The sequence below is a fragment of the Rhodococcus sp. UFZ-B548 genome (assembly GCF_903819475.1).
In the GTDB taxonomy this organism is placed as follows: domain Bacteria; phylum Actinomycetota; class Actinomycetes; order Mycobacteriales; family Mycobacteriaceae; genus Rhodococcus_F; species Rhodococcus_F erythropolis.
This window is the reverse complement of sequence record NZ_CAIJDS010000001.1, coordinates 545044-571420: the sequence shown is the minus strand read 5'-3', so window position 1 is coordinate 571420 and position 26377 is coordinate 545044. Positions and strand designations below refer to the sequence as shown.

At 63.0% G+C, this 26377-nt stretch carries 23 protein-coding genes, 1 pseudogene and 1 riboswitch; of the genes and pseudogenes, 6 read left to right on the top strand and 18 right to left on the bottom strand.

Going from position 1 to position 26377, the window contains the following annotated elements; genetic code table 11:
* From H7C86_RS02760 to H7C86_RS02730, 7 genes and pseudogenes are all read right to left on the bottom strand, one after another.
* Positions 1-377: pseudogene (locus tag H7C86_RS02760) on the bottom strand (hypothetical protein); the annotation flags it as partial.
* Positions 378-535: 158 nt separating this feature from the next.
* Positions 536-737, bottom strand: a riboswitch (cobalamin riboswitch).
* A 105-nt stretch (positions 738-842) separates the two neighbouring features.
* Positions 843-1280: a helix-turn-helix domain-containing protein gene (locus H7C86_RS02755; protein ID WP_019745008.1), complete on the bottom strand. Its 438-nt coding sequence runs from the start codon at positions 1278-1280 to the stop codon at positions 843-845.
* 220 nt (positions 1281-1500) lie between these two features.
* Positions 1501-2130 carry a response regulator transcription factor gene (locus tag H7C86_RS02750; protein ID WP_019745007.1) on the bottom strand — a complete coding sequence of 210 codons (630 nt, stop codon included), beginning with the start codon at positions 2128-2130 and terminating at the stop codon, positions 1501-1503.
* Positions 2127-3251: a sensor histidine kinase gene (locus tag H7C86_RS02745; protein ID WP_182261047.1), complete on the bottom strand. Its 1125-nt coding sequence runs from the start codon at positions 3249-3251 to the stop codon at positions 2127-2129. The genes H7C86_RS02750 and H7C86_RS02745 overlap by 4 nt, the downstream gene beginning before the upstream one ends.
* Positions 3252-4046 carry an ABC transporter permease gene (locus H7C86_RS02740; RefSeq protein WP_019745005.1) on the bottom strand — a complete coding sequence of 265 codons (795 nt, stop codon included), beginning with the start codon at positions 4044-4046 and terminating at the stop codon, positions 3252-3254.
* Positions 4046-5002: an ABC transporter ATP-binding protein gene (locus tag H7C86_RS02735; protein WP_019745004.1), complete on the bottom strand. Its 957-nt coding sequence runs from the start codon at positions 5000-5002 to the stop codon at positions 4046-4048. Before H7C86_RS02735 ends, H7C86_RS02740 begins: the two co-directional genes overlap by 1 nt.
* 45 nt (positions 5003-5047) lie before the next feature.
* Positions 5048-5995 carry a DMT family transporter gene (locus H7C86_RS02730; RefSeq protein WP_060938127.1) on the bottom strand — a complete coding sequence of 316 codons (948 nt, stop codon included), beginning with the start codon at positions 5993-5995 and terminating at the stop codon, positions 5048-5050.
* Between the two features lie 68 nt (positions 5996-6063).
* Between H7C86_RS02730 and H7C86_RS02725 the strand changes: the two genes are divergently transcribed.
* Both H7C86_RS02725 and H7C86_RS02720 read left to right on the top strand, forming a co-directional pair.
* Positions 6064-6609 (top strand): CGNR zinc finger domain-containing protein, encoded by a 546-nt coding sequence (locus tag H7C86_RS02725; RefSeq protein ID WP_020908856.1) that lies wholly within the window; start codon positions 6064-6066, stop codon positions 6607-6609.
* A 113-nt stretch (positions 6610-6722) separates the two neighbouring features.
* Positions 6723-8021: an NtaA/DmoA family FMN-dependent monooxygenase gene (locus H7C86_RS02720; protein WP_182261046.1), complete on the top strand. Its 1299-nt coding sequence runs from the start codon at positions 6723-6725 to the stop codon at positions 8019-8021.
* Here H7C86_RS02720 and H7C86_RS02715 read toward each other — a convergent pair.
* Entirely contained in the window at positions 8018-8983 is a 966-nt protein-coding gene (locus H7C86_RS02715; RefSeq protein ID WP_019745000.1) for a proline dehydrogenase family protein, read from the bottom strand. The two genes, H7C86_RS02720 and H7C86_RS02715, sit on opposite strands and share 4 nt — an antisense overlap.
* Complete coding sequence (pruA, locus tag H7C86_RS02710) at positions 8983-10644, bottom strand: L-glutamate gamma-semialdehyde dehydrogenase (RefSeq protein WP_021345333.1); 1662 nt, start codon at positions 10642-10644, stop codon at positions 8983-8985. The genes H7C86_RS02715 and pruA overlap by 1 nt, the downstream gene beginning before the upstream one ends.
* Before the next feature lie 195 nt (positions 10645-10839).
* Between pruA and H7C86_RS02705 the strand changes: the two genes are divergently transcribed.
* The 3 genes from H7C86_RS02705 to H7C86_RS02695 are packed head-to-tail and all read left to right on the top strand — an operon-like array spanning position 10840 to position 13924.
* On the top strand, positions 10840-12510 hold the full coding sequence (locus H7C86_RS02705) for a CdaR family transcriptional regulator (RefSeq protein WP_084325174.1): 1671 nt from the start codon (positions 10840-10842) through the stop codon (positions 12508-12510).
* Positions 12507-12824 (top strand): nuclear transport factor 2 family protein, encoded by a 318-nt coding sequence (locus tag H7C86_RS02700; RefSeq protein WP_020908852.1) that lies wholly within the window; start codon positions 12507-12509, stop codon positions 12822-12824. Before H7C86_RS02705 ends, H7C86_RS02700 begins: the two co-directional genes overlap by 4 nt.
* On the top strand, positions 12824-13924 hold the full coding sequence (locus tag H7C86_RS02695; protein ID WP_021345330.1) for a DNA alkylation repair protein: 1101 nt from the start codon (positions 12824-12826) through the stop codon (positions 13922-13924). The genes H7C86_RS02700 and H7C86_RS02695 overlap by 1 nt, the downstream gene beginning before the upstream one ends.
* A gap of 58 nt (positions 13925-13982) precedes the next feature.
* On the opposite strand, the gene H7C86_RS02690 is transcribed toward H7C86_RS02695, so the two are convergent.
* Positions 13983-15032 (bottom strand): ABC transporter substrate-binding protein, encoded by a 1050-nt coding sequence (locus H7C86_RS02690; protein ID WP_259349025.1) that lies wholly within the window; start codon positions 15030-15032, stop codon positions 13983-13985.
* Positions 15033-15405: 373 nt separating this feature from the next.
* On the opposite strand from H7C86_RS02690, the gene H7C86_RS02685 reads away from it, so the two are divergent.
* Positions 15406-16494 carry a 3-deoxy-7-phosphoheptulonate synthase gene (locus tag H7C86_RS02685; protein WP_020908849.1) on the top strand — a complete coding sequence of 363 codons (1089 nt, stop codon included), beginning with the start codon at positions 15406-15408 and terminating at the stop codon, positions 16492-16494.
* Between the two features lie 54 nt (positions 16495-16548).
* Here the strand turns inward: H7C86_RS02685 and H7C86_RS02680 are convergent, their stop codons facing one another.
* The 8 genes from H7C86_RS02680 to H7C86_RS02645 form a co-directional block, all read right to left on the bottom strand.
* Complete coding sequence (locus tag H7C86_RS02680) at positions 16549-17352, bottom strand: sugar phosphate isomerase/epimerase (RefSeq protein WP_182261044.1); 804 nt, start codon at positions 17350-17352, stop codon at positions 16549-16551.
* The gene (locus H7C86_RS02675) at positions 17349-19076 is read right to left on the bottom strand and encodes an FAD-dependent oxidoreductase (RefSeq protein ID WP_182261043.1); all 1728 of its coding nucleotides are present in this window, start codon (positions 19074-19076) and stop codon (positions 17349-17351) included. Before H7C86_RS02675 ends, H7C86_RS02680 begins: the two co-directional genes overlap by 4 nt.
* On the bottom strand, positions 19073-20167 hold the full coding sequence (locus H7C86_RS02670; protein ID WP_070385596.1) for a Gfo/Idh/MocA family protein: 1095 nt from the start codon (positions 20165-20167) through the stop codon (positions 19073-19075). The genes H7C86_RS02675 and H7C86_RS02670 overlap by 4 nt, the downstream gene beginning before the upstream one ends.
* Positions 20167-20991 (bottom strand): aldo/keto reductase, encoded by an 825-nt coding sequence (locus H7C86_RS02665; RefSeq protein WP_182261042.1) that lies wholly within the window; start codon positions 20989-20991, stop codon positions 20167-20169. Before H7C86_RS02665 ends, H7C86_RS02670 begins: the two co-directional genes overlap by 1 nt.
* The gene (locus H7C86_RS02660) at positions 20988-22940 is read right to left on the bottom strand and encodes an FAD-dependent oxidoreductase (RefSeq protein ID WP_182261041.1); all 1953 of its coding nucleotides are present in this window, start codon (positions 22938-22940) and stop codon (positions 20988-20990) included. Before H7C86_RS02660 ends, H7C86_RS02665 begins: the two co-directional genes overlap by 4 nt.
* A gap of 44 nt (positions 22941-22984) precedes the next feature.
* Complete coding sequence (locus tag H7C86_RS02655; RefSeq protein WP_182261040.1) at positions 22985-23866, bottom strand: shikimate dehydrogenase; 882 nt, start codon at positions 23864-23866, stop codon at positions 22985-22987.
* A 63-nt stretch (positions 23867-23929) separates the two neighbouring features.
* A complete protein-coding gene (locus H7C86_RS02650) occupies positions 23930-25306 on the bottom strand; it encodes an MFS transporter (RefSeq protein WP_021345319.1) in 1377 nt (458 codons plus the stop codon).
* Positions 25307-25445: 139 nt separating this feature from the next.
* Positions 25446-26363 (bottom strand): LysR family transcriptional regulator, encoded by a 918-nt coding sequence (locus H7C86_RS02645; RefSeq protein WP_182261039.1) that lies wholly within the window; start codon positions 26361-26363, stop codon positions 25446-25448.
* Between the last annotated feature and the right edge of the window lie 14 nt (positions 26364-26377).

Below are 26377 nucleotides of genomic sequence, written 5' to 3'. Positions count from 1 at the left end.
GGCCTACCAGCAAGGTTTTGAGATATGTCAAAACTGCGTGCAGATAATTCGGGTGGCGCGATGGTGTCCGTCCCACGGGCAGCGGCAAAGTAGCGGTCCAACGGATCGGCGACCGACGCGACGCGGTCGGGCAGCGCGCCGAGAAGAACTGCGGTGTCGAGCATCTGGTCGTAGAAGGAGAAGGTATTGACCGGGACGGAGTCGAGGCCCAGGTCACGGAGGTCGGCCAAGCCCTGCCGACGGAGGTCACGGGCGACAGCCTGCAGGGCGTCGGCGTCGATGCGCCCTGCCCAGTAGCTTTCGGTTGCCCGCTTGAGTTCTCGATGAGGACCGATGCGCGGTGAGCCCAGCACGGTCGAAGTGAATGTTGTTGTCACGGAGTTTCTCCAGATTGCCAATGCATTGATGGCCACTGCCGGCAGACGGGTACACCTCACGAGACCTCGAGTTTCGGCGGACAGTACTGCCCGCACCGCACACGAGGTCCGATGGAGATCTACACGCCCATTCCACGAGGCGGTGGACCGTCGGGCACGGCGTGCCCGACACAGTCGGCAGGTCTTCGGACTCGCGGGCACTCGATCGAGTTGGATCGAACCTACTGGCCGTCGCTTCCCAGGCGGATGCCCAGTGCACATAAACGGCGGTCGTTCCTGCTTACCGCTGCGGGACAGTCCCGGATTTTCACCGGGTTCCCTCTCACTCCGACAGCTTGCGCTGACGGGGCTTCGACGCCGGGAACGGTCTTCGGGGCTCCTCATGACCGCGCCGGGCGAACCAGCTGCATCGACCAGCATAAGGCCAACCCTCCCTGAGCAGTCAAGGAGAGTCGGCGAAGGGCGCTACGCGCGTGACATGTAGGAATTCGAGTCCGGTGGTACGCGCGGAAGATTCTCGGAGGAACGTAGATTCTCCGCCATTTCGACAAGCAGATCCTGCGAAGACGGCGATAGATCGACGACGCGAGAGGTGAGGTTTCGCAGGCGCACGTTGTGCAGCTGCTCGAGGAGAGAGAGGTCCGCCTCGCCGCCCGAGATCGCGGGCGGAGTTTGATCGGACGGGGCGTAGAAGTAGTCCGGATGGACGTTGAAGAAGTGGGCGAGGGCGGCAACCACTTCGGGTGACGGGTTGGTTCGGACGCCGGTGCGCAGTTGGGACAGGTACGGCGTCGAGATGCGGCAGCCGAACTCGGTCATGCCGCGAACGACCATCGCGTTGGTGACGTGAAAGTCGGCAGTCTCGAACAGCGAGTTCAAGCGATCGTTGAACTGGTTCGACATGAGACGTCCCTTCCCCCGTTACGCACAGGCTCCGTCGATTCAATTAACTGCATCATAGCCAGTTATCGAACGATTAGCTGTTTTGGATTCTCGCGAAGGGGGTTGTTTGCAGGGAAAATCCCTAGGGTAGAAGGTCCCTACTTTGAGTGATCTGGACAAATCGCCGTCAAGAATCGAACGGCGAACTATTTGCCGGGGAAGTGGATTCCGGCCATGCGGATCAGAGCCAGCCGTTCGACTCGGCGATTCTGACGGCTTCCGCGCGCGTCGACGCACCTGTCTTGCCCATCGCGGATGACAGATGATTTCGAACTGTCCCTGCGGACAAGAAGAGCGCCCCTGCGATGGCTGCCACGGGTGCGCCGTCGTGAGCGGCGCGCAGTACTTGGGTCTCACGCTCCGTCAGGGGCGACTCGCCGCTGACGAGGCTGTCGGCCGCAAGGGTGGGATCGACGACGCGCAGTCCGGCGTGGACACGCCTGACTGCGTCGGCCAACTGCCTGGCGGGTGTGTCCTTGACGACGAACCCGCCGGCCCCGGCGTGCAGGGCTTTGCGAAGAAATCCGGGACGTCCGAACGTGGTGACGATCAGGACTCGGGTGTCGGGTGCTGCCTCGCGAAGGGCCGCCGTCGCGGCGATTCCGTCCATGCCGGGCATCTCGACGTCCAGAAGCGCGACATCCGGGCGGTGTTCGAGAACAGCGGCCACAACCTCGTCGCCGCGACCGACCTCGGCCACCACGGAGAGGTCGGATTCCAGATCGAGTAGTGCGGCCAACGCTCCTCGCACGAGCGCCTGGTCGTCCGCCAAGAGCAGCCGTATGGTTGCTCGATCGCCCTGGCTGTTCACTCTGTCTCCTGTTCGACTACCTGAAGTGCAAACCCCTGCGGCTGGGGATGAGTGATGATCACTCGTGCGCCCGACGCTCCGGCGCGCTCGCGTAATCCGATCAGACCGTTGCCGGAAGACGTCGACGCGGCCCCTTGCCCGTCGTCGACGACCGACGCACTTTTTTCGTCGACCGTGATCCGGCAGTGGGTCGCACCGCTGTGTCGAACGACGTTGGTGACGCCCTCACGGATCGTCCATGCGAAGAGTTCGCGAAGACGCGTGGGAACCATGTCGGTACTGCTCGGCACCTCGTCCTCGATACCAGCCGCACGCAATGCCTCTCGTGCTCGGGCTATTTCGACGGGAAGAGAAATCCCACGAAATCCTTCGACGGCCGAGCGCACGTCTGCCAACGCGTCACGCGAAAGTCTTTCGAGGTCGTCGAGTTCGTTGCGCGCACGTTCGATATCGACATCGAGTAGGCGATTGGCCAGTTCGGCTTTGATCGTGATGACGGTCAGCGAGTGTCCGAGGATGTCGTGCAGATCGCGCGCCATCCTCGTTCGCTCCTCCATGATTGCCCGCTGCTCCTGCTCTTCGCGTTCATGGAGCATGGCGAAGTTGCGGCTGATCAGGGACATGATGCCCCAGGTCGCGAATGCGGCCGCGCAGACTCCGAGCGAGAGTCCGGAGTAGTTCCCCCACCCGGACGAGAGGCTGACTATCTCCACGGAGGCCGCGAACACCAAGGCGAGAATGCCGCCCGCGACGGTCGGCAGCAGCGTCACCGCTGTCACCGCGAGATACGGTGCGGCTGCCAAACCAGTCGGCCCGACGCTGACGATCATCACGGCGGCCAACGCGGTCAAGGCGGCCAAAGCCAGTGCAGCTTCGCGAATCGTCGGCCGAGTCATTGTCATTCGACGCCGCTGCTGCGTTGTGGCGAACGTGTAGAGATAGAGCGCACCGAAGGCGACCGTCGCGAGAATCCCTGTCCAGCCGCGCAGTTCGTCGCGCAGATTCCATCCCTCGATCAGCGGCCCGCCGAGAAATACCATCCAGACCGCCGCGAAGAGAACGCCGAAACGATTCCGCCGCGGGAGCGCGACGGAATCTTCTCGGTCAGTCGTTTGCGACAACTACACACGCTCCGTATCTCGTTGGAACCGCCAGATCGCTCCGCCGGCGAAGATGGCGAACCACACCAGGATATTGACGATCCAGGTCCAGTGAATGCTATTGCCCGTCAACGGTGCGTGGGCGAGGGCGTTGATGCCGAACATCGGGGTGAACTGTGCGATGGTCGCCCATACGGAACCGTCGGTGAGCGGCACGAAGAGTCCGCCGCCGAAGGCGAGCAGAGCCAGTCCCGGTCCGAGCAACTGCATGACGTTCTCACTGGGGAGTAGATACCCCATGAACAGGCCGAAGGCCGCGAAGATCGACGATCCCAACCAGGCGATCAATGCCGTTGTGAACCAGAGTGATCCGTCCATCTGCGCCGAGGTGAACGCGCCGACGACGTAGACGACAAGGATCGAGACGAGACCGAGCAGCATCGCCATGATCAGTTTGACGGCGATGTAGGCGACCGGGGTCAGGGGAGTCAGCCGAAGTTGACGGCTCCATCCCGACGCTCGCTCGATCGAGACCATCGCTCCGCCACTGGTAGTTGCAAGCATCGCGCCGTACAGGGCCATGCTGATCATGATGTACGCGGCGACATTGCCGTGCCCGATCCCGTGATCGTCGTCGCCTTGACCGAGCCCGAAGACGAGGAAGAAGACAACCGGCATGACGAGCGTGAAGATCATCGTGCGCCGATTGCGAGTCAGGCGACGAAATTCCAATCGCAGTAGCGTCGTGTTGAATCCGCCGAGAGGTACGACGGTTCGCTCGGCTCCGTAGGTGTTCGCTTCGGTTGCAGTGGTCATCACTTCTGTCCTTCGGAGTTGTTCGACGTGAGTGCGATGAATGCGTCTTCGAGGCCACGCGAGACGATTTCGAGATCGCGAGCCTGGGTATTGGTCAACAGGAACCGTGCAACGGCATCGGTGTCACCCGAGTGCACGAGCAGTGACTCACCGCGCACCTCGACGGCGTCGGAGTTCGGTATGGCTCGCAGGAGTTCGTCGGTGATGCCTGGAACAGTCGCGCGCAGGGTGCGCCCGGACGCCATCGCCTTGACCTCGGCGGTGGTCCCGTCTGCGACCACGGTGCCTTGCCTGACCAGGATGATGCGGTCGGCGTAGACATCGGCCTCTTCGAGGTAGTGCGTCGCAAAAAGCACAGTGCGACCGTGATCTGCGTCGGCGCGGATGGCGGACCAAAAGTCCCGACGCCCTTCGACGTCCATGCCGGTGGTGGGCTCGTCGAGAATGAGCAATTGCGGGTTCGACAGCAACGCCATCGCAAATCGCAACCGCTGTTGTTGTCCGCCTGAGCATTTGCTGACCAGGCGATCGGAGATGTCGAGGATTCCGGCTCTCCCCAGCACTTCGTCGACCGGACGGGATTGGGCGTACAGGCTGGCGGTCAGCTGCACCGTCTCGGCAACCGTCAGCTCTTTCAGTAGTCCGCCGGTCTGCATGACTGCGGAGACGAGTCCGCGGGCGATCGCCGATCGCGGTGACATTCCGAAGACGCTCACGTCGCCCGACGTCGGCCGGGACAGGCCGAGGATCATGTCGATGGTTGTCGTCTTGCCTGCGCCGTTCGGGCCGAGGAACGCGACGATCTCGCCGGGGCGGATGCTCAGGTCGATACCCTTGACGGCGTCGACGGTCCCGAAACTCTTGCGAAGTCCGGTCAACCGGACGGCGTCGTGTGCCGATCCTTCAGTGAGTGTGTGCAGTGCCTGTGGTGAATGCCGTGCCTGTGCTGAGGTCATACATAGAATCTGCTCGCTTCGAGGTCGTAATCCCTCGTCCGTCCGTCATTCTTCTGCCATGACATTTGTCATCGGGTCGGCCGGTATCTGATTCGGTGCAACCTGGCCGAGGCGCGCGAGGACCAACCCCGCGATGATTGCTGCGCCACCCACAGCTTGGAGTGCAGTGACGGATTCCCCGACCAGGATCCACGCGGCGAGGACCGCGCACAGCACTTCGGTCAGCGCTACGAGAGATCCGATTGTCGGCCCCAGCAGCGTGATTGCGGCGATGCCGGTGAGATAGGCAATGACAGTGCTGACCAGGACCAGGACCACCACCGGCAGCCATACGTTCACCGAATGGTCTGCCACGACGGCGTTCGAGGCCGAGAACTGGAGTGGGAGGACGCCTACGAGTCCGAGCGCGCCGATGACCATTGCACTGACCGTGAGCCCCGATGCCGCGAGCACAACAGGATGGAGATCACCGTCCGCACGTTCGGAAATGACGAAATAGACTGCAAGGCATGCCGCGGCGGCCAGTCCCCAGGCGACTCCGACGGCACTGATCTCTGCCGATCCGAAGACGTCGATCACCACGGCGGCGCCGATCATGGCAACCGCCGCACCGAGAAGCGTCTGCACGCTCGGACGCGCGCCCTTGGTTATCCACACCCATCCGATGACGATGATCGGTGCAAGGTACTCGAGAAGCAATGCGACGCCGACCGAAAGATGTTGCACGGCATTGAAGAAGCACAGTTGAACGCCCGAGATCGCGAACACCCCGTACAGCAGTACCGTTCGCGTGTGGGCGCTCACCTGTCGTAGGCGAGGCCATTGGGTGGCTACGGCGATCACCATCATCACCAGTGCGCCGCCGGCAACGCGCGCGAACACTGCGCCGCCGGGGGACCACCCCGATTCGATGAGAGACTTCGCGAACGGGCCCGAGACGCCGAACGTTGCCGCGGACAGCAGAGCGAAGATCAAGCCGTTGCGAGAGTTCACGTCGTCACCCGTCAGGAGTAAAAGCGATTACGATGCTGACATTAGGTTGATAGAGCTCAGGAGTCAAAGTGCATTTTGCTGGTGACACGGAATCGGCGCTCGTCTTCGCCGCGTCGTTGGTCAACACGGCCCGCGGCGGGGCTGAACTGCTTCCGGATCAAGAGGAGCTGACACGGTTTCTCGACGCGGATCATTGGACCGGCAGGCGGGACGGCACGCGGGAGGAATTGACGGCGGTTCGTGCGCTGCGTCCACGACTGCGAAAGTTCTGGGAAGCCGCGGGAGTGGACGACGCCGTCGAGGTGGTGAACACACTGCTACTCGAATCCGGCGCGAGGCCGCGGCTCACCAGGCACGACGACCTCGGCTGGCATCTGCACGTCACCGCTGACGATTCGCCACTGGTGGACCGGATGGCCGCAGAAGCGGCGATGGGTGTGCTCGATCTGATCCGAACCGACGAATTCTCGCGGTTGCGATGGTGCGAGGCCCCGGACTGCGAGGCGGTCTTCGTGGATTTGTCGCGCAATCGTTCGAAGCGATACTGCGACACCGGAAACTGTGGGAACAGGGCGCACGTCGCCGCCTATCGTGCCCGTAAATCCGGGGCGTGACCAAGCGGTGTGCGGAGGGATAGAACCAGGCTGAGTGAATACCTTGTCGGGAGCCAGGATCGGTCTAGCGTTGTGAATTCGGAACAGATTTCGCGAAGCCAGGAGGATGGTCGGTGGCCGATCGTAGGCGTCCACTCAAGACGGTGACCGGTGTCAGCGGGGCGGTGAGTATCTACGACGCAGCGATCGATCCGACGACGTCGACGGTCGCGTCCGCGATCGACGTCGCAAAGACGGCCGAGGCGAACAAGATCGACGGACTGTTTGCCGCCGACCTGCTGAGTTTCGGCGCGCAGGGCGCGATCGGTGCGCAGGAGCCGTTGATCTTCCTTGCCGCGCTGAGTGCGGTCACCACCCATGTGGGGCTGATCGCCACCGTCACGACGACGTTTCATCACCCTTTCAACCTGGCACGGTTGTTCGGCACCCTGGACCACGTCAGCAATGGTCGAGCCGCATGGAATGCCGTCACTTCCTCACTCGGAGAAGAGAACTACAGCGACCTGGACCTGCCGAGTCCGGAGGAGCGGTACGCCCGAGCGGCCGAATCGCTCGAGGTGGTCAACGCGCTTTTCGACAGTTGGAAGCCCGGCGCCCTGACCCGGGGAGAGGGCTCAGCGGTGCTCGATCCGTCGAGGGTGGTCCCCATCGAGCATCGAGGCAAGTACTTCACGGTGCAGGGGCCGCTGAACATCCCCTCCCTGCCGCAGCGTCGTCCGGTCCAATTCCAGGCAGGCCAATCTGCCGGAGGTATCGAACTGGGTGCTCGCTTCGCGGAGGTCGTATTCACTTCTCTCGCAACCTTCGAGGACGCGGTCACCTACACGAAGACGATCCGCGCCAGGGCGGCAGAGGTGGGGCGTGGGGACGAACTGCCACTGATCTTCAGCTCGTTCCACGCAACGTACGGCGCTACCGAAGCCGAAGTCGAACGATTGGTCAGAGAAGCCGAGGAATCGACGGACTTCGACGCCGGTCGCACGAGGCTTGCCGACATGTTCGGCGGTGACGTGGATTTCTCGGAATTGCCGCTGGACCGGCCGATCCCGGAGTCGTTGTTGCCGGACCCGTCGTCGGTGAATCGACGACGGGGCCGGGTCGAGATCTTCGGCAAGCTCGCATCACAAGGAAAGACTCTGCGTGAGTTGATCATCGCGTCCAAGGACACCGGCCACTGGGCAGCGGCGGGCACCCCGGAACAGCTCGCGGACGCGATCGAGGAACGATACGACGCGGGCGTACTCGACGTCATCACGCTCGGTGACCTTGCCGATCCGCGTACACGCGATTTCGTCACGAACGGACTGCTGCCGGAACTACGCAAGCGCAGAATCGTGGGAACAGATTACGTCGGGGGTACCTTCCGTGAGAACCTCGAGTTGCCACCGCTACCACCGGTTTCCAGCACCTAGTTGTTGGAGGCGAGTGAGCGCATGAAGAACATGAGGTTGGCCGGCCGTTCCGCCAGGCGACGCATGAAGTAGCCGTACCACTGGCTGCCGTAGGGAACGTAGACCCGCAGGTGATTGCCTTCGGCTACCAATCTGCGTTGTTCGCCGTCGCGGATGCCGTAGAGCATCTGAAACTCGAAATCCTCGGCTGTCCGTTCGGTCAATGTGGCGAGTTCGAGGGCGGCGTCGATCATGGTGGGATCGTGGGAGGCGACCATCGGGTACCCGTCACCTTCCATCAAGACCTTCAGGCAACGCAGGTACGACGCGTCGACTTCGCCGGGCTTTTGGAACGCAACGTCGGCCGGTTCCTTGTATGCACCCTTGCACAGCCGAATTCGTGAACCTGATCCGGAGAAGTGCCGGCAGTCGGCCTCGGTGCGGTGCAGATACGCCTGCAGGACCGTGCCGAGCGTCGGGAAGTCGCGGCGCAACTCTTCGACGATGGACAGTGTCGAGTCGGTGGTGGTGTGATCCTCCGCATCGACGGTGACCCACGCGCCCACTTCGTCTGCCGCTGTGACGATTCGGTGAGCGTTCGCCAGGGCGATCTTCTCGCCGTCGCCGGGAAGTGACTGCCCTAACGCGGAGAGCTTGAGCGAAACCTCGAGAGTGTGTTGCGTCCCAGCCGCTTCGGAAAGCGTTGCGTACGAGCGGAGAAGGGAGAGATAGGCGTCGACGGTAGCTGTTGCCTGAGCTGGATCGGTAGTGTCCTCGCCGAGGTAGTCGACCGTCACGAACCGGCCACTGGTGAGGATGTCGCGTACGGCTGACACCGCTGCGGGTTCCGCGTCCCCGGCGACGAACCTGTCTACCAGCTTGCGGGTCAAGGTCATCCCGGAGACTGTCTTCTCCAGCCGCGACGAGCGTGCCGCCGCGAGGAGTACCGGGCGCAGCGGGTTGCTCAGCGAGACGGCACTCATCAACGGTTCTCGCTCTCGGCTGGATCGACGTCCTGGTGGGGGTAGCGATGATCGGTGGGAGGAACGAAGGTTTCCTTGACGGTGCGTGTCGACGTCCAACGGAGCAGGTTCTGCGGTGAACCGGCCTTGTCGTTGGTACCGGAAGCTCGAGCGCCGCCGAAGGGTTGTTGTCCGACTACCGCGCCCGTCGGCTTGTCGTTGACGTAGAAGTTTCCGGCGGCGAACCGCAGACCGTGGTGAGCTTGATCGACGGCCGCACGGTCGGTGGCGATCACGGCACCGGTCAGGGCGTACGCGGATCCGCTGTCGATACGAGCGAGGATGTCGGCGTAGGCATTCGGTGCGGAGTCGTCGTAGACGTGCAGGGAGAGTATGGGGCCGAAGTACTCGGTGCTGAAGGCCTCGTCACTGGGGTCGTCACCGAGCAGGACCGTCGGCGAGATGAAGAATCCTTCGCGGTCGTCGTAGTCGCCGCCTGCTGCGATGGTGAGGCTGCCGGTCGACTTGGCTCGGACGATCGCGGCGGCGTTGCGGTCGAAGGAACGCTGGTCGATGACGGCGCCGCCGAAGTTCGTCAGGTCGGTGACGTCGCCGTACTTCAGTGACGACACTGTGTCGATGAACGTGTCGCCCATCTTGGCCCACACCGATTTCGGGACGAATGCCCGTGACGCGGCCGAGCATTTCTGTCCCTGATAGTCGAAGGCCCCGCGGATCAATGCCGTCGTGAGTACGTCGGGGTCTGCTGAACTGTGTGCGAGTACAAAATCTTTGCCGCCGGTTTCGCCGACGAGACGCGGATACGTCCGGTAGTTCGAGATGTTGGCTCCGACCTCACGCCACAAACGCTGGAACGTTGCGGTCGATCCGGTGAAGTGGATGCCCGCCAGGCGAGGGTCGGCCAGCGCGACCTCGGACACCGTGGGGCCGTCGCCGAGAACAAGATTGATCACCCCGGGTGGGAGGCCGGCGGCTTCGAGTAGTTGCATCGTCAGGTACGCCGCGACGGCCTGCGTCGGTGACGGCTTCCAGATCACGGTGTTGCCCATCAGGGCCGGTGCGGTGGGGAGATTTCCGGCGATGGCGGTGAAATTGAAGGGGGTGATCGCGTAGACAAAACCTTCGAGTGGTCGATATTCGACGCGATTCCAGACTCCCGGAGCGGAAACGGGTTGGTCGGCGAGTATCTGGCGTGCGAACGCGACGTTGAAACGCCAGAAGTCGATCAGTTCGCACGGGGCATCGATCTCGGCCTGATATGCGGTCTTCGACTGACCGAGCATTGTTGCGGCGGCGATGGTTTCGCGCCACGGGCCGGAGAGTAGATCGGCGGCGCGGAGGAAGACCGCCGCGCGGTCGTCGAACGAGAGGTCGCGCCAGGCCGGGGCGGCGAGCGTAGCGGCGTCGATGGCATCACGAACATCCGAGTGCGTTGCGCCCGCAAACGATCCGATGACCGAGCTGTGACGGTGTGGTTGAACTACGTTCTCCCGCTTGCCTTCCGCAGTTCGGTGGACGCCCCCGATGACCTGTCGGATGTCGGTGGGTGTCTCGGCCAGTTCGGTCAGTTTGGTGCGTAGGCGTGATCGTTCCGGGCTTCCCGGCCCGTAATTGTTGACCGGTTCGTTGGCTGGGTGGGGGACATTGGTGACGGCGTCCATGACGATCCTTCGGCAGACTGATGGGTGGGGCAGTTGTCGTGTCGTCATCAGTCAAGCCGAAAGGAGTCGGCGAGTAATCCGCTGATCGGCCAAACTTCTCGGACGCTGTTTGTTCGATCGGCTGAACCATTTCCGCAGGAAAATGCACTATTCTCGAAATCGAGGCGTTGGAACGGTCCGGAAAGTGGGTGGTACGTGGCTATCCGTGAGGTCAGGCTCGACGCGGTCCTTCGGGCGCTGGGCGGAGCCTTTGTCGAGCTCGTCTTCGCGCCGTCAGGTGATGACGTCTTCGTCGACTCCGTGGTGTTCGCGGAGGTCGGGGACCTCACACGCCCCGGAACCGCGGACGTCGAATCCTCTGAACTCTGGCTCGCTGTCGGTATCGGTGCAGCCGAATTGGCAGCCTGGCTGAACCGCGTCGATCAGAAGGGATCAGCGCCTCGGGCCGTCATGTCGAAGGAGGCCTCGGACACGTCGGTGCGCGCGGCGGCACAGCGCGCCGGGATCGCCTTGATGGCAGTCCATCCGGACGCTCGTTGGGATCGATTGTTCACTACGATCCGGGGCGTGCTCGATCATTCGGTATCTCGTCAGGATTCGGAGGACGTTGTATTCGGCAGTGACACAGACTTGTTCGAGCTGGCGCAGAACGTCGCGTCACTCACCCGGGGGATGGTCAGCATCGAGGACGAGCGTTCCCACGTCATGGCTTATTCGGCATCAGGGGATGCTGCGGACGAGCTCCGCCGGCAATCGATCCTCGGCCGTGAAGGACCTCGGGAATACCTCCGGAAGCTGCAGGAGTGGGGCGTCTTCGAAAGCTTGCGGCGAAGTGACGACGTAGTGGAGGTGCCTGCGCACGAAGACCTCGCGATCAGGCGACGGTTGGTGGTTCCCATTCGCAGAATTTCCGAGAACGTCAAGGGGGAGAGCGGTTTCAGTTCTGATCTACTCGGCACGATCTGGGTTCAGGAAGGCCCGCTTCCCATCGCCGGCGATGCCGACAGAGTACTCCGCGGTGCCGCGGCCATTGCAGCTCGGCTGATTTCGCGCATCCGAGACGCGCCGAGTAACGAGGCGATACAGGTTCAGCGCTTGCTCGGGGTTCGCGGCGGCGGCGTCGATGTTCCTTCTCTGGCGGCCTCGTTGTCCATCCCGATGTCCGGACCCGCGATGGTGATCGGCGTGGCGAGTGTCGGGGGCAGCGTGTTGTCGGCTTCGGGTGAGCTCGTGTCGTCGTTGCGCCTGCACGCCAGTGCCTTTCATCGTGAATCGCTGGTGAGTGCATTCGGCGCCCGGATCTATGTGCTGTTTCCGCGAACCCAATCCGTGAAATCCACAGTCTCGTGGACCCGTGAAGTTGTCGCGCGTTTGGACAAGTTGTCGCCCTCGGGTTTACGGGCCGCAGTCTCGTCGCCGGTTTCGACGCTCACTGAGGTGGCTAGGGCTCGCGCCGAAGTGGATCGGGTCTTGGACGGAACGTCGGGGGATGTTCGTGTGACCACCCTCGCGGACTCGCGCACTCCGGTGCTGCTGGGCGAAATCATGGACGCGATTGCGGCCGACGAGCAACTGCACGATCCGAGAATCGACGCGCTCGACGTCTACGACAGGCGTAACGGGTCGAACATGCGTGAAAGCGTCTCCGTTTACCTCGCGCATTCGGGCGATGTCCGACGCGCGTCCGAGCAGCTTCGCATTCACCCGAACACACTCAGGTATCGGATCAAAAGGGTCGAGGAGATAACAGATACCGACCTGTCCGAGCCCTCGACGAGGCTGTTGATGGAGATTCAGTTGGCGGCGTCCGCTCGCGCAGTGAGTTCGCCGAACCTGTCGGACCCCAGCAGTACTCTTCGCGAATGATCGACTCAGCGAAGGTGCCAGGCGCAGCGCGCGCATATTTCGACGGCGGAGACGTCCGTGACGTGTTCACCGAAGACGCGGTGGTGCGTGACGACGGCCGGACGTATGTCGGCATCGAAGAAATCGTGGCGTGGAAGTCCGCCGTGTCGACGGCGTTCACCTTTACCCAGAAGATCGAGTCGGTCAACACCCCAGGCTCGGCCGTTGTCGTGTCGGTGAAGGTCGAGGGTGATTTTCCCGGAAGCCCCGTCCAGTTGCATCACCATTTTTCTCTCGACGGTGATCGGATTTCCGCTCTCACGGTGTGCCCCTGATGCCCACCGCTGACGAACTGCTCGGGAAATCCGTCGTCGCCGATCTGGCAGGCTGTCTCGAGCGAGCCTCCGGTCAGACACGCCTCGCCCTCGTTCGGGGTAGTACATCCGAATTCGACGGTATGAGTCTCGGCGAACGTACCCGCGTTGTGCGGGACGCGATGACTGCCGAACTGCCTCAGGATCTTCCGGCCTTCGCCGAGATCATCCGCCGTGCGCTTTCAGCGGAGACCTTCACTGGTTGGATGATCTGGCCGGTGACCGAAGCTGTCGCCGTCACGGCGACACGAAGTGGCTCCGAGTCGGATTTCGACGAGGGAATGGCTCTGCTTGCCGAGCTGACGTCGCGTCTGACGGCCGAATTCGCAATTCGCACATTTCTCGAGACGGACCTTGACCGTTCGCTGGCGATCGCACTCACCTGGACCGGTCATGAAGACGAACACGTCCGGCGCTTGGCGACCGAAGGCACTCGTACTCGTTTGCCCTGGGGAAGACGAGTGAAAGAATTGACGGCGTGTCCCGAGTCGACAATCGCCATTCTCGACGAGCTGTATCAGGATGATTCGGAATACGTACGACGTTCGGTCGCAAACCATCTCAACGATCTCAGTCGTGCTGACGCAGCGCTCGCCGTGTCGACTGCGAAGCGTTGGTTACAGACACCGGATTCCAACACACTTAAAATCGTCAAACATGCATTGCGGACGTTGATCAAGGCCGGCGACCCGGATGCTCTGTCTCTTCTGGGGTTCTCGCCGCCCACCGACGTCGTGGTCGAAGGGTTCGTCATCGACCGCGAAATAGTCGATGCGGGTGGAGAACTCACTTTCGACTTCGCCGTCACGAACAACGGCAGCGAGTCCGTCACCGTCGTGATCGATTACATCGTCCACCACGTGAAGGCCAACGGGACCACGACGCCGAAGGTCTTCAAACTGACAACACGAACGCTCGAGCCTGGGGTGCCGGCCCGCATCGCGAAGAGGCATTCCTTCAAACCGATCAGTACCCGGAAGTACTATGCCGGCGACCATGCCGTCGAAGTGCAGATCAACGGTGTACGCCAGGTGCGAGGCGAATTCCGCTTGGAGGCGTGAGTGACCCCACCAGGTGTGGTGGGGTCACTCCAGTACCGATCCAATGCCCGCACGGATGTCAGCGCATGACCTGTACCTGTTCGGCGATATCAGCGGCCAGAGCCATCGCAGTCAGAGCGAGGCCGTTGTTGAGGTCGTATCGCAGTTGTCCGACATGGCCGTCCTGGACAGCGCGAACTCGTTTCCACGTGGGCGACTCGGCTTCGACGGCGTCGGGGTTCTGTAGCAGTACGAAGTCGGCCTGGTCGAAGATCGCGAGCTCCTCGAGGCTGTAGAACGTCGAATCCTTCCGATCGGGTGCGGCATGGGCGGCGTCAGTCAAGACGTTCAGGCCGAGGTCCTGTGCAACCGACACGGCGAACGTGTTGTTCTGCAGCCAGATCTGACCGCTGTCTGCACCGGCGATCGCAATCGACTTGCCTTCGAGGAGACCACCGATCTTGGCCCGCGCTCGAGCAAGTTCGGCGTTGTATCGGGCGATGACGCGTTCGGCGACTTCGCGGCGATCGAGCGCCGTGAGCTGCGCGGTCATGGCCTGTTTCCAGGACGAGCCCGTCGTGCCCTCGTCAACGACGAGCACCGGGGCGATGTCAGTGCCGAGCAGGCCCTTGTCCTGGTAGTAATCCCACCAGCCTTTCCCGACAACCAACAGATCGGGGTCGTAGCTCAGTATCGATTCGGCATTCGGTTCGTTGTTCGTCCCACCGAGGCGAGCTGCGCCGGCGGGTACCTTCTGCATGAGTTGAGACTTCGGATCCCAATTGGTCGCGACGATCGGGTACTCGGCCAGTAGTGCAAAATCGAGGGCGCCTCGGGCTTCGAGCACCACGACACGCTTGGGGTCCCGCGGGAGGCGGTAGGTCTGGTCCGCGACGACGATGTCGACCCACTCGTCCGAGGCTTCGGTGCCGCTGGATTCGCTCGAACATGCAGACAGTGCGCCCAGTGCACCGAGCGCCGCCGCACCGGTCAGGAACCCGCGTCGTGTCAAGGAATCGATCAGACGGCTGAATTCGTCGTCCACATCTTTTGTCGACTGCAAGGGGGTTTCGGTCGCAGAAGGGGACACCGTCGGGTGGAAGGTTTCGGTCGATTCGATCACAGGCATGAGAAGGCGCAGCTCCATCTGATGTTCCGGGCATTGGCAGGTGCCTAACCAACGTATTCGAACTTCGCAGCCGGAGCCTTACTCGAAAGCGCCAACCGCTCAGCGGATTTGGCCATTCTTCACGGACTCGTGCCACGGGACTCGCCCCTCGGATTCGGCTTGTTGTGGAGGGGCGCGCCCATCTGATCCGAACTCGAGGTATCGTGGCCGTCATGCAGCGCGTCTATTTCTGGTTTAGCAGGCCGGCCCCGGGTGGGCCTGCCGGCGTAACCACGCGCTGACAACCTCCACCCAAGAGCCGGACTACAGACCGGCTCGCTGGAGTTTCTCTTCATCTCTGGGGTCGGCCTGAGAACAGGAAACCGAAAACCCCATGACTGTCACCATCGACACCACCGCAGCTTCGGACAGCCTCGACGATCAGCGCACTGTGAGTATCAGTCCGCTCGTGTCACCGGCGACTGTTCGTGCTCAGCACGCTCCGGACGAGGTCGCGGCCGCAACCGTGCGCACCGGTCGGGCCGACACGATCAACATCCTCAACGGTGACGACGATCGTTTGATCGTCGTTGTCGGTCCGTGCTCCGTGCACGATCCGGAAGCGGCGATGGACTACGCCCGCCGGTTGGCCGCCAAGGCCGAAGAACTGCGGGACGATCTGCACATCGTCATGCGCGTCTACTTCGAAAAGCCGCGCACCACTCTCGGGTGGAAGGGCCTGCTCAACGACCCCCACCTCGACGGCACGTTCGACATCAACACCGGGCTCGGTATCGGCCGCAAGTTGCTTCTCGACGTGTCGAGTCTGGGCCTGCCTGTCGGCTGCGAGTTCCTTGATCCGATCATGCCGCAGTACATCGCCGACCTGGTCAGCTACGGTGCAATCGGCGCCCGGACCGCCGCCAGTCAGGTTCACCGTCAGCTGTGCAGCGCGCTGTCCATGCCCGTCGGCATCAAGAATTCCACCGAAGGTGATGTGCAGGTAGCCGTCGACGGTACCCGCGCTGCGGCGGCGAGCCATGTGTTCCCCGGAACGGATCTCGACGGCCAGGCTGCCTTGATTCGGACCGCGGGCAACCCGGACTGCCATGTGATTCTTCGTGGCGGCAGCGACGGACCGAACTACGATGCCGAGACCGTCGCGGATACCCTTGCTCGCCTGCGTAAGTCGAACCTGCCCGAGCGCGTGGTCATCGACGCGAGCCACGGTAACAGCAGCAAGGACCACGAGCGTCAGGTCGTCGTGCTGGACGACATTGCCCGACGTCTGACCGAGGGCGAGCAGGGAATCGCCGGCGTCATGTTGGAGAGTTTCATCGAGGCCGGCCGTCAGGACCTGACCTTGGGTAAGGCGGACGAGCTCACCTACGGTCAGTCGATCACCGACGCGTGCATCGACTGGTCCACCACCGCAGCGCAGTTGGACCGTCTGGCGCAGGCCGTTGCGGCTCGGAGGGGCTGACGCCCCCGTGCGCGTTTAGGGAGTGCCTGGACTCGCTAAACGCGCACAGGTCCGCTAGGCCAACACTGCTCGCGTGGCCTCGACCAGGCGCTCCAGCCAGGCGTCCGTGCCGACGGCCTGACGCAGCGGCTCGTTGGGCAATTCGATGCTGACCGGCAGTCCGGCAGGCAATGTCGACCAGATGTCGGCCAGGGCGATGCCGCCGGTGCCGGGCACCAGACGCTCTTCGCGGGCGTGACGGATCAGTTCTGCGTCATCCGTAGGAGCGGGGGTCGAACCGTCGCACATCTGGGCGTAGTGAAGCCACTCGCGCGGGATGGACGCAAGATCCTCCAGTGTGGTCGCCGAGCGGTCGGTGTGGAGTGCGTCGACGAGGACACTACGAGCCGGACCGTCTGCCGCCGAGACGATCTCGATGGCCGCACGCGCATCGGGCACCGCAGTCCACGGCATGAATTCGAGCGAGGCGACGATGCCGTAGTTCGCGCACAGTTCAGCGAGGCGGGCATAGGAGTCAGTGAGCCGAGCGCGGTCGCGATCGTCGCCGCCCACCAGAACGGCTTTGGCTCCGAGCTGTGCACCCGCTTCGAGAAGCGGAACATAGTCGGCGGGGTCGAAGTCGGCTGCAAGGCGGATGATTTCGAGGTCGAATACCTCAACGGGTGAATCGCCTAGTCGACGCACCAATTCGTTCAACCCCTGCTTGTCCTCGTGCAGGGGGTACGCCGTAGTGCCCGGTGCCGCGGGCATCAGACGGATACCGATGGTGTCGAAGCCGTGCTTTTCGGCCAAGTCGACGTGCTGCATCGGTGCGGTATCGAGCACTGTGAGGGCTGCCAGCCCGAGTGTGAGTGTCATGCGTGCGCTCCAACTGTCTTGGCTCCGGCCAGTTCCCGACCTGCTAGATACCCGAACGTCATAGCCGGGCCGAGGTTGATGCCGCCCGATGGGTAGTGCCCGCCCATCACGCTGGCCTGATCGACGCCGACGGCGAGCAATCCCTCGATGGGGCGGTCGTTGTCATCGAGAACCTGCGACGACGAGTCGGTGACAAGCCCGGCGAAGGTACCGAAACTGCCCGGCACCACCTTCACCGCGTAGTACGGACCCTTCTGTAAAGGAGCGAGCGACGGGTTCGGCCAGGGGTTGGCGGTATCGCCGGAACCCCGGTTGAACGGTGTTGTACCGCGACCGAACTCGGGGTCTTCACCGGCCACGGCCCCGACATTGAATGCCTCGATTGTCTTCTCCAACTGCGTCGGATCAGCGCCGATCTTCTCTGCCAGTTCGCGAACGGTGCGACCACGTGTGAGGTATCCCGAGCGCAGGTACGGCTGGATCGGGATCGGCAGGGGCTTGGCCATGCCCAGCGGGAGGTAGCGCACATACTGCTGATCGGCGATCAACCACGAGCACACTTCTTCGCCCTCAGGAACCTGCTCGACCATCGCGAGTGTGTAGTCGTGGTAGCCGAGTGCCTCGTTGACAAAACGCTTGCCGTTCGCGAGAACTCCGATGACACCGGGCTTTCCGCGGTCGAGGATGTGCGGGAACACCCCTTCCTTGCCGTTGCGATAACGAACGATGGAGACGGGGCAGTACGCGACGGGGGAGGCAAGAGTGCGGTCGAGGCGACCACCCACGGATTCGCCGAGGGTGATGCCGTCGCCGGTGGTTGTCTTCGGAGTGAGTGACCAGTGCTCGTTTCCGGTGGGGGTACGGGGGAACAGTTCACGTCGGCGGTCGATGTCCTGGGCGAAGCCGCCGGTGGCCAGTACGACGCCGCGCGTGGCAGTTACCGAGTACGCACCATCCGGACCTTCGAGGCGGACACCGACAACGCGACCGTCATCGTCACTCTGCAGCGATGTTGCCGACGTTTTCACCCGCATCTCGACGCCGAGATCGAGCGCTGAGCGAAGCATCATGCCGACAAGCGCAGTGCCGTTGACGAGTTGCTGGCCACGACGCTTGGTGGCGAGATCGAACATGTGCTTTGTCACGCGAACACCACAGTGCACAAATGCTTTCGGCGATCGAGTCGAATGCAGGAATGCCTGCAGATCAGGACCAGCCATGATGCCCATGCCGAGGAACGACGTCTCGTACAGTTGTCGACGTAGTAGCGCCGCGACGTCGGGGCCGAGCTTTCGCAAGCTCACCGGTTTCGGTCCGACGGAACGATGACCCGTGCCGGCTCCCGGTGTGTCACCGTGAATGTCGGCGATCTTGGCTCCGGGAACAAACTTCAGCGCAGTCTTGCGTTCGAAGAACTCGACCATCTCCGGTGCACCGTCGAGAAGAGCATCAACTTTGGCGGCGTCGAAGTTGTCGCCGAGTCGGTTCTCCAGATATGTCCGCGGCGCCGAACGATCCTCGACAACCCCGTCGGCGATGGCAAACATGTTGCGCGGGGTCCACATCCACCCGCCTGACCAGGCCGTTGCGCCGCCGCAGGTGTCGGCCTTCTCGACAACGAGTACCGACGCGCCGCCATGTGCTGCGGCAATTGCTGTGGAAAGCCCGCCTGCGCCGGAGCCCACGACAACTACGTCGTAGGTGAGGGGGGTACTGCTACTCATTTCTGCTCCTTGGCAGTTGTTGCGAGGGTCGGTGTCGATGTCAGATCGACAACCTTCCCGGTTCGCGACGATTCGTAGATTGCGGCGATGATGGCAAGTGACGCGCGGGCGTCTCGTCCGGTGACGGCGGGTTCGCGCCCGGTCAGGACGGCGTCGGCGAAGTCCTGAACCTGCAGGGTGTGGAAGTCGGTCAGTGCCGCATTGACCGCTCCCACATCAAGATTGGCGTCGATATCGGCGGAATACGGCGACTGGAACTCCGCTTCGCCCGGCACGGTCCAGATTTCGTTGACACCCTCGTGTCCTTCGGGAAATTCGAGGACGCTGGCGATGGCACCGGTGCGTCCGATCACCGAGACGCGGTTGCCCAGGTTGTGATTGGCACCCGTTGTCGCAGTGACAGTCGCGGTGCCGCCCGAGGCAAAGGAAATTACAGCTGACGCCGTGTCCTCGGTCTCGATGTGCTCACCGTGGGTGTGGGTGCGTATGAAGCCGCTGACCGAGACGGCCTCGCCCATGAACCAGGCCAGCATGTCGATCTGGTGCACCGCCTGCGTCATGAGCACGCCACCGCCGTCGGTGTCCCAGCGTCCGCGCCACGCGTCGGCCGAGTAGTAACTCGACGGGCGGTGCAGGATCACCGACGCCTCGCCGAGCGTGGGCAGTCCGATCCGGCCGTCGTCGATGGCGTCCCGGATCCGACGCGCGGCCGGCCAGAAGCGACGTTGGAAGAGCACCCCGAACGTGATACCGGCGCGGTCGGCGGCCTCGATCATGCGGTCGGCGGCAGCAACATCGACCGCGATGGGCTTCTCGCACAACACATGTACACCCGCTTCGGCAGCGGCCACGACTACCTCTTCATGTACCGGGTGTGGCGTGCAGACGGTGCAGGCGTCGAGTCCGAGGGCAAGAAGTTGCTCCACTGAACTCACGGCTGCGGGAATGCCGTGCGCTGCCGCGAACTCCTGGGCGCGTCCGAGATCGGGATCGCAGCAGCCGATCACCTCGACGCCGGGGACTTGTTGTAGGGCTCGGGCATGGTTGCCGGCGATCTTGCCGCAGCCGACGATTCCGACTTTCAACGTCATCAGAAATGTTCCTCTGCTTCGACGTCCCGCGCCGCAGACTCGCCGCGGTCGAGACTGTTCAGTACTTCGATGTCTTCGCCGGAGAGGGTCACGTCGAGTGCTGCCAGGTTCTCGGCCTGACGCGTCGGGTTCGCTGATCGCGCGACCGGAACCACACCCTGCGCGACGTGCCAAGCGAGGACCACTTGAGCTGGGGTGCAACCGATTCGGCCGGCGATCTCCCCGACCACGGCGTTGTCGAGCACATCGCCGCGGCCGAGCGGGCTCCACGACTGCGTGAAGATTCCGAGTTCGTCGTTGGCGCGGCGCACCGGAATTCGCGCGAGCGACGGGTCCATCTGAATCTGGTTGACTGCCGGTGCCTCGCCGGTTTCGGCGACGACGCGGCGCAGGTGGTGCTCCAGGAAGTTCGACACACCCACGTACCGAACCAGTCCGGCGTCGCGGCAGGCCAGCATCGCCTCGAACGACGCAACGTAGCGATCGATTCGCGGGAGCGGCCAGTGGATCAGGAACAGATCGAGTTGATCCAGTCCCAGTCGTTCCAGGCTCTGCTCGAGCGCTCCGCGGATGTCACCGGAAACCTGGTCGTTTCCACGAAGTTTGGTGGTGACAAACAGTTCTTCTCGCGGTAGGCCCGACTCCGCCAACGCTACGCCGACGGCGTCCTCGTTGCCGTAGATCGCGGCGGTGTCGATGAGGCGGTACCCGGCCTCGATGCCGGAGAGAACCGACTTCGTGGCGTCGGCACCGACCAGTGGCCAGGTTCCGAGTCCGATGGGTGGCAACGCAGTTGCCACCGGTGCGGCTGTGTGTGCGCTCATGCGTGAACCTCCTGACGGGCCGCAGCGGCGGCGGTGATGGCGACGGCAACGTCGGCTGCGGTCACGAGTGCGGCATGGATGGATCCGCCGTCACCGCTCGCGTCGCCGACGGCATGGACCCCGAGTCGTGGTGCCAGTGAACGTAGTTCGGCCAGAAGCTCCGAGCGCGGCTCGACGCCCTGTGAAATCAGCATCTCGCCGGGGGCGTCGACTTCGCTCAGTACACCGCCTGTCGAGATCGTGACCCGATCGGCGTCGACTTTGGTGACGATCGAGCTCAGGTAGGTCGTGAGGTTCTCACTTGAGGCCAGGCGCGGCAGCAGTACGATCTTGCCGCGTCGGCCGACGTCGTGCGCGATGGTTTCCTGCGGCCCGATCATGACGACCTGGGTGCCCTTCTGGAGCAGATCGTCGGCAACAGCGGCAGCCTCGCGGTCGGCGCCGAAAATGGTGATTGCTTCGGGGGCAAGATCTCCGGAGGCGAGGAACTCGCGGACATCACGGACGGTACGGGTTGCTGCTCCGGGGAGGTCAGTCACGGGACCGTGCCCACCGGCAGCAAGGACGATCGCGTCGAAGTCACTGTTTGCGAGCAATGCTGCGTCAGCTCTGGTCGAAGTGTGGCACTGCACCCCGAGTTCGGCCAGTTCCGCGAGGTACCAGTCCACGATCCGCCCGTATTCGGGATATTCGTGCAGCTTCGATGCCAGAGCGAAGTCGCCACCGAGACTGGGGCGTTCGTCGTACAGGTCGACGCGATGACCGGCAAGTGCGAGGTCGCGGGCAGCGGCCATTCCGGACGGACCGGCACCGATGACGGCGACGCGTACGGTGGCATCAGCCGGCTTCGTGGGCTGATCCAGTTCACGTCCGACCCACGGGTTGACGGAACAGGGAATGGGGCCGGCGGCCAGGCTGTCGATGCAGTAGTTGCAGGCGATGCAGGGGCGGTACCGGCCACCGTCGATAGCGCGATTCGGAAAGTCCGGATCGGCGTGCAACGTACGGGCCATGCTGACGAAGTTCGCCTGCCCGGAATCGATGATCTGCGCGGCGATCTCCGGCGACGTGATGCGTCCGGCCACACCCACCGGGATGTCGAAGTCGCGTTGGTACTGCTCGGAGTACGGCGCGAGGAGTCCACGGGACCATTCACCGGGCTGGATGATCCACTGTCCCGCTTCGTAGTTGCCGGCCGAGACGTCGAGGAAATCGAGTCGGTCAGTGTCGATGGCGTCGATGCGCGCGCGGGTTGTCTCGGCGTCGAGCCCGCCGTCAATGCCTTCGAAGGCTGAGAATCGAAGTCCCAGAGTGATTCCCGGAGCATGCTCGTGGACGGAGGCGATGACCTTGTTGACGAACAAGGTGGGGTCGGCCCACTCGTCGTCGCGGTGATTGTAAGCAGGGGAGAGGAACTGGTGGATCAAGTACCCGTGGCCACCGTGCAGGGAGATGACGTCGACGCCGGCCTGCTGGCAGCGCGCTGCGGCTTCACCGAAACAATCGATGATGTGCTCGATGTCGTCGCCGTCGAGTTGTTCTGGCATCTCGCCGCCGACAACCAAACACGGAATCGGTGTCGGGGCAACGGGAACAAACCCGCTGACAGAACCTTGCGCCGTACGTCCACCGTGGTTGAGTTCGACTCCGACGAGGGCGCCGTGAGCGTGGATCGCGTCGGCCATCTTCTTGATGCCGGGAATCCGTTCGTCGACGTCGACGCCCATCTGCCGGATGCGTCCCTTGCCATCGGCGCGCACGTAGCTCGCCTCGGTGAAGATCAGTGCAGCACCACCTTCGGCGCGGCGGGCGAGGTACGCGATGTACTCGTCCGTCATGGTGCCGTCGACTTCGCAGTAGTTGCGTTCCATCGGGGCGGACACGAACCGGTTCCGGAGGCGGACGCTGCCCATGTCGAGAGGTTCGGCGAAAGGCGCAGTCACATTCATCAGTGCTCCTGGTACTTCGCGAGAAAGTAGGTGTTCGGTTGTGCTCATGCGCATGCCGTCTCGGAGAGCAGCTCGCTCAGATGGCTGCGCATGCGATCCGTATCGGCTTCGACACCGGTCAGGAGTGTGAAGGTGTCAGAGGCTTGAGCCACCAGCATCTGCCCACCGTCGAGAACCGCGCATCCGAGAGCAGCTGCAGCGTCGAGCAATTCGGTGTGCATAGGTCGATAAACGATGTCAGCGACCCACAATCCGGAATGCAACGCCGCAGGGTCGAAGGGAGTTCCGGGGTGACCCACCATGCCGATCGGAGATGCATTGACGACGCCGTCGCACGTCGTCAGGTTGACGGCGATCTCATCGATCGCCAAAGCCGTTGTGCGCGTGGCAGGGAAGGCCGAGGTGACGCGAGAACACACATCGGCAGCGCGATCGGGATCAATATCTGCGATGCGAAGATCCGTGGTGCCGGCGGCGGCGAGTGCGTATGCCACAGCGGAACCCGCCCCTCCTGCCCCGGCAAGCACCACTCGGTCCAAGGCGGCGTCGGGCAAACCGCGCTGCAGTGCTGTGAGGAATCCGCTGTGGTCAGTGTTGTGGCCGATCAAACGGCCGTTGTCGACCACAACCGTGTTGACGGCACCGAGCAACCGCGCGTTGCCGGACAGCTCGTCGAGCGCGTCCACGACAACCTGCTTGCACGGGTGGGTGATGTTCAGTCCGGTGAAATCGCCCGCGACGGCGCCACGCACCACCTCACCGGTTTTCTCGACCGAGATGTTCAGGTTCTCGAGATCGATCAGTTCGTAGCTGTAATCGTCGAGTCCGAGTGCTGCTGCTTCGTGTGCGTGCAACGCGGGCGAGAGTGAGGTGGCGATACCCGACCCGACAAGGCCGATACGGTGACGTGTGTATTCGGTAGTCATGACATTCTCCTGCATAAGTGGGGACGGCCCCTCGCGGCAATTCATCGCGAGGGGCCGGTCCGGTCAAGCGTTGTTGCTGGTGAGCTCTGAGTCCTGCTTGATCGGCAGGCTCGGCTTCGGTTGGCCCAGTTCTGCTGTGGGCGTGCGGTACGTTTCCGGTCCGGTCATTGCCGCGATGGCGGAGATGACGGCGAAGCCCAGGCACATCCATGCAACCGGTGTCCAGTTGCTCTTGTCTCCGGCCGAAATCGCCTGGGCGATAGCCGGCGTGAAGCCGGCGACAAGGAGTCCGAGCATGAGGCTGACGGCCATTCCGGTGTATCGGACCTTCGCGGGGAACTGCTCCGGGAAGTATGCCGGGTACGTGCCGTTGGGCATCGCGTAGAAGATTCCGATCATGACGATTCCCGAAGCGAAGACCATGGGGACGCTTTGGGTTCCGATCGAATGGAAGAACACGAAGATCATCAGGCCGGCTCCGATGGCGCCGACGACGAAGATGGGCTTACGTCCGTAGCGATCCGAGAGAATGCCGAACAGCGGCTGAGTCAGTACGGCAACAAAATTGGCGGTCGCGATGGCCCACAGCATCGTGGAGCGTTCGAAGCCGGATTCGACGGCGTACGCCAGGGCGAAGACGTTGACGATGGTGTTGATCATCGCGAAGGTCGAGCTCATGCTGATACGGATCACGGTGCGCCAGTGCGAGCGGAACATCTCGACGACGGGAATTCCGGCCGTCTCGTCCTGTTCCTTGAGTTCCTCGAATACCTCGGGCTCATCCAGGGCGCGACGTAGCCACAGCGCGACGACGGTCACGATGATGCTGAGCCAGAAGGGAACTCGCCAACCCCACGAGTAGAGGTCTTCGTCGGGCAGGCTCGCCACTGGGATAAATACCAGGCTGGAGACGACGATGCCGAACATGATCCCGCTCATGGTGAACGAGGTGAAGAACGAACGACGGTGATCAGGTGCGTGTTCGAGCGTCAGTGCCGAAGAGCCGGGTGATTCACCGCCGGCAGAGAGCCCTTGAAGAAGGCGAAGCAAGACGAGAATGATCGGCGCGGCGATGCCGATCTGGTCGTAGGTCGGCAGGCAACCGACGATGACCGTCGCAACACCCATGAGGAGCAGGCAGGCGAGAAGCGCGTTCTTGCGTCCGTACCGATCGCCGAGGTGTCCCCACAGCACTGCGCCGAGTGGGCGGGCGACGTAGGCCACGCCCAGGGTGCTGATCGAGAGCAGCGTTGCCGTCGAGCCGCCGCCAGGAAAGAAGATCTTGGGGAACACGAGCGCGGCTGCGGAGCCGTAGATGAAGAAGTCGTAGTACTCGAGGGTGCTGCCGAGGAAGCCTGAAACGGCGGCGCGGCGCGCGTTCGAATTCGGATGCTCTTCGGTGGAGTGCGTGGAACCGGTGGAGGTGATCGGTGGTGCCATGTGAAGTCCTTTCGTCCCGATGGGCCGGCCGTGGCGGCACGTTTGGTGATGCACCACGCATCGGTGACGTCCCTCACCTTTCGGCGGCTGAGACGACAGTGCCACGAAGGACTATGGCGCGTCCAACACTAAATGAGTCTCAGATAATGACGTTTTTGGTCTCAATGTCCGGCGTCGGCAGAATCTCCTCGGACGTCTCCAGTGCGACGGCGAGTGCATCGGTCATGTGCCGGGGTGACCAGGCAATTCCGTGATTCATGAACGTCGGCTCGCCGGTGAGTGGGACGAACACACTGCCAGGTGGGGTGATAGCAGCCATGCCGGACGTCATCAGCGCTACACCGACGCCGGCGGCAACGAGCATGAGGATCATGTACGGATCGGTGATTTCCTGAACCACGCGAGGCCTGAAGTCTGCGTTCATGCAGGCGCGCATCGCGGTTTCCTGGAGGGCGGAGCCGGCTGAGAGCGGGGTGGTCACGAATCCGTCGTCGGCCAATTCGCGGAGATCGATCGCGTCCCTCTCGGCAAGGGGATGGTCGATCGGAAGTACGGCGCCGAACGCCTCCCGTCGGATCAGCCGGGTAGACAGTGATGCGGATTCCACCGGTAGTCCGACGAAGGCGAGGTCGAGGGCGCCGCTCTCGAGTTGAATGACCGCGTCGCGCGTCATGATCCGGCCGAGGAGTGTCAGTTCGACTTCCGGATAGAGCTGACGCAACGCGCGGGTGAGCGGCGGAAGTGCTTGATAGTTGAGCACTCCGGTGAACCCGATCGTGACTCGTCCGTAGACGCCTCCCGACGACGCACGTGTAGCGTGTCGTGCAGTCTCCATGTTCTCGATGACGCGATAGGCGTGGGGGAGAAAGGCATGTCCGCCGGACGTGAGTGCGACGCTGCGAGTGCTTCGTTCGAACAACTTGACGCCGATGTCCTTTTCGAGCTTTCGGATCATCTGGCTGAGCGGCGACTGGGCCATCTGGAGCCGTGATGCGGCCCGCCCGAAGTGAAGTTCTTCCGCAACCGCGACAAACGCGTGCAACCAGCGGGTTTCCATCGCCAAGGCCTCCA

Coding starts and splice junctions, on each gene's coding strand:
- H7C86_RS02755 (WP_019745008.1), bottom strand. CDS start 1,280: ATGTCGAACCAGTTCAACGATCGCTTGAACTCGCTGTTCGAGACTGCC.
- H7C86_RS02740 (WP_019745005.1), bottom strand. CDS start 4,046: ATGACCACTGCAACCGAAGCGAACACCTACGGAGCCGAGCGAACCGTC.
- H7C86_RS02735 (WP_019745004.1), bottom strand. CDS start 5,002: ATGACCTCAGCACAGGCACGGCATTCACCACAGGCACTGCACACACTC.
- H7C86_RS02715 (WP_019745000.1), bottom strand. CDS start 8,983: ATGAGTGCCGTCTCGCTGAGCAACCCGCTGCGCCCGGTACTCCTCGCG.
- pruA (WP_021345333.1), bottom strand. CDS start 10,644: ATGGACGCCGTCACCAATGTCCCCCACCCAGCCAACGAACCGGTCAAC.
- H7C86_RS02700 (WP_020908852.1), top strand. CDS start 12,507: ATGATCGACTCAGCGAAGGTGCCAGGCGCAGCGCGCGCATATTTCGAC.
- H7C86_RS02695 (WP_021345330.1), top strand. CDS start 12,824: ATGCCCACCGCTGACGAACTGCTCGGGAAATCCGTCGTCGCCGATCTG.
- H7C86_RS02690 (WP_259349025.1), bottom strand. CDS start 15,032: ATGCCTGTGATCGAATCGACCGAAACCTTCCACCCGACGGTGTCCCCT.
- H7C86_RS02685 (WP_020908849.1), top strand. CDS start 15,406: ATGACTGTCACCATCGACACCACCGCAGCTTCGGACAGCCTCGACGAT.
- H7C86_RS02680 (WP_182261044.1), bottom strand. CDS start 17,352: ATGACACTCACACTCGGGCTGGCAGCCCTCACAGTGCTCGATACCGCA.
- H7C86_RS02675 (WP_182261043.1), bottom strand. CDS start 19,076: ATGAGTAGCAGTACCCCCCTCACCTACGACGTAGTTGTCGTGGGCTCC.
- H7C86_RS02670 (WP_070385596.1), bottom strand. CDS start 20,167: ATGACGTTGAAAGTCGGAATCGTCGGCTGCGGCAAGATCGCCGGCAAC.
- H7C86_RS02665 (WP_182261042.1), bottom strand. CDS start 20,991: ATGAGCGCACACACAGCCGCACCGGTGGCAACTGCGTTGCCACCCATC.
- H7C86_RS02660 (WP_182261041.1), bottom strand. CDS start 22,940: ATGAATGTGACTGCGCCTTTCGCCGAACCTCTCGACATGGGCAGCGTC.
- H7C86_RS02655 (WP_182261040.1), bottom strand. CDS start 23,866: ATGACTACCGAATACACACGTCACCGTATCGGCCTTGTCGGGTCGGGT.
- H7C86_RS02650 (WP_021345319.1), bottom strand. CDS start 25,306: ATGGCACCACCGATCACCTCCACCGGTTCCACGCACTCCACCGAAGAG.
- H7C86_RS02645 (WP_182261039.1), bottom strand. CDS start 26,363: ATGGAAACCCGCTGGTTGCACGCGTTTGTCGCGGTTGCGGAAGAACTT.